The 1,947-nt window shown below is 27.9% G+C and carries 2 protein-coding genes; both read right to left on the minus strand.

Going from position 1 to position 1,947, the window contains the following annotated elements; genetic code table 11:
• Positions 1–263: 263 nt before the first annotated feature.
• Positions 264–1,643, minus strand: a complete 1,380-nt coding sequence (locus KJA15_00760) for a phenylacetate--CoA ligase family protein (GenBank protein MBZ9571857.1) — start codon at positions 1,641–1,643, stop codon at positions 264–266.
• 103 nt (positions 1,644–1,746) lie between these two features.
• Positions 1,747–1,947, minus strand: a 201-nt coding sequence (locus KJA15_00765; GenBank protein ID MBZ9571858.1) for a hypothetical protein, incomplete at its 5' end; no start/stop codon positions are given.

Consider the following 1,947-nt stretch of genomic DNA (forward strand, 5'->3'; position numbering starts at 1 on the left):
AGGGTTGATTCTGTGATGTTGTAATCTATCTCGTTTAGTGTGTTTAATACCTTGTTTATGGTATTTTTTTTCTGGATATTTTGAGAGAAGTATCCAAAAATCGCTGTCATTTTTTTTTATCTCACTTCGTTTTCTTGATTTTTGTTACTACCCATATACTTTTTACTTGTTTTAATAGAATAATAAAAATTTACTATATTTATATATATTACTATTTAATATAAATCTCTCCTTTTTATCTTGCAATTTTCCTCCAAATGCTTTCATTGTTTTCTACCATCGTTTTTCATTTTCTGATATTCTTTTTTTGATATCACCACTCTTTTTTTCCCAGATTCTCCAACAGCAATTTCTTCTACAAGTTTTACTGTAACCTTCATACTTTTATCAGTTAAATCAAAAATATATTTTTTAATGTCATTTAGCTTCTCTTTTGTCATCATATTAGTTGGAACAATTTTTAATAATAATTCATCATCATTAACCTGAATAACTTGATATTGTCTAATATATCTATGCAAATGTTCAAATGGTACATTAATTAATCCACTTGAAATTTCCTTTTTGTTTGGAGTTATAATTATATCTGTTATTCTCCCATGGATTTCTTTAACCATTGGTAGATTATTTCCACATTTACACAATCGATTCGACAGTAGTGCTGCGTCACCTATCTTGTATCTGATAAAAGGGAATACATAATTATTCAAGTTTGTAACAATGATCTCTCCAGTTTCGTTGTTCTTTGCATATCTTCCACCCTTTAAATATTCAAAATAATAGTTATAGATATCCATATGATATCCATTTTGAAATTTACATTCAGATCCCATACGCATACATTCAGAGGCACTATAATCCAAATAGACAGGGCAATTGAAAATTTTAGAGATAAAACCTCTTTGTTGTTTAAGTAAACCCTCCCCAATAGTAATTACATACTGCATGTTTAACGTAGTGTTACAACTGGAGAGATACCCTGCAAGCGATAAAATCGATGACGAATATCCATATATACTTTCAATTTTGTTCTCTCTGATTATTCTAACAAGGTCATTAATATTTTTACGTATAATATTATGTGCATTTATGCCAATAATTTCTGAGAGAAACAAGTATTTTAGACGATCCCGTCCTCTTCTTGGAATGTTCGCTTTTAAATTCTTGACTTCATTTCTTGGTTCTGTCTTTATTTCCATCTCATTTATCTTCTTGAATGGATTGATTCCCATCGATTCTTTATTTAGTACATAAGCTGCAAATAAATATGGGCTTTCCCTAATTCTATCAACATAAAATTTAAATGGTTCACCTGAAGAACCAGAAGTACAAGACACAATACAATCTTTTTCATCAGTGTCCTTTGATATAATTTTTTCAAAATATTCTCTATATGTTTTTTTTTCAGTCGTCGGAAGTTTCAACATATCCGCTGGTTTTTTTATATCATTAGGTTTTAGATTTACGGATTCAAAATAATCTCTATAAAATTCATTGTTATTAAAAACATAATCTAGGAGTTTTTTAAGTCTTTCCCATTGAATTTTTTTAATTTTGCCTAAAGGAAGTTTTCTAATATCTCTTTGTATCTGTAAATTATTATTTTTGAAAAACTTCCAGTAGTTTTCAAGGATGATTTTCATTTTTCTCTCTACTTTTAATTTATTTATATTAGGTTATATATTATCTATTCTTATTATATCATTATATATTAATTTTAATTATCCTATTCATATCAAATCTTTCTTAGACATCCGCAAACTTTTCTAAAAACAACTCAAATGTTACTAACAAACCCAATAATGTAGCATAGTTCTTTTTTCCCTTCAAATGTAATTTCCATATCTTTTCAATATAATCCTTATTAAAATACTCTCTTCCTACGACCTTATCGATCACGTGCCTTAAGAAATCCTTATATTCCTTATTTGTCCGAAGGAAATCATC

This window comes from Patescibacteria group bacterium, assembly GCA_020148145.1.
GTDB lineage: Bacteria > Patescibacteriota > Minisyncoccia > Minisyncoccales > JAHCRE01 > JAHCRE01.

Coding starts and splice junctions, on each gene's coding strand:
- KJA15_00760 (MBZ9571857.1), bottom strand. CDS start 1,643: ATGAAAATCATCCTTGAAAACTACTGGAAGTTTTTCAAAAATAATAAT.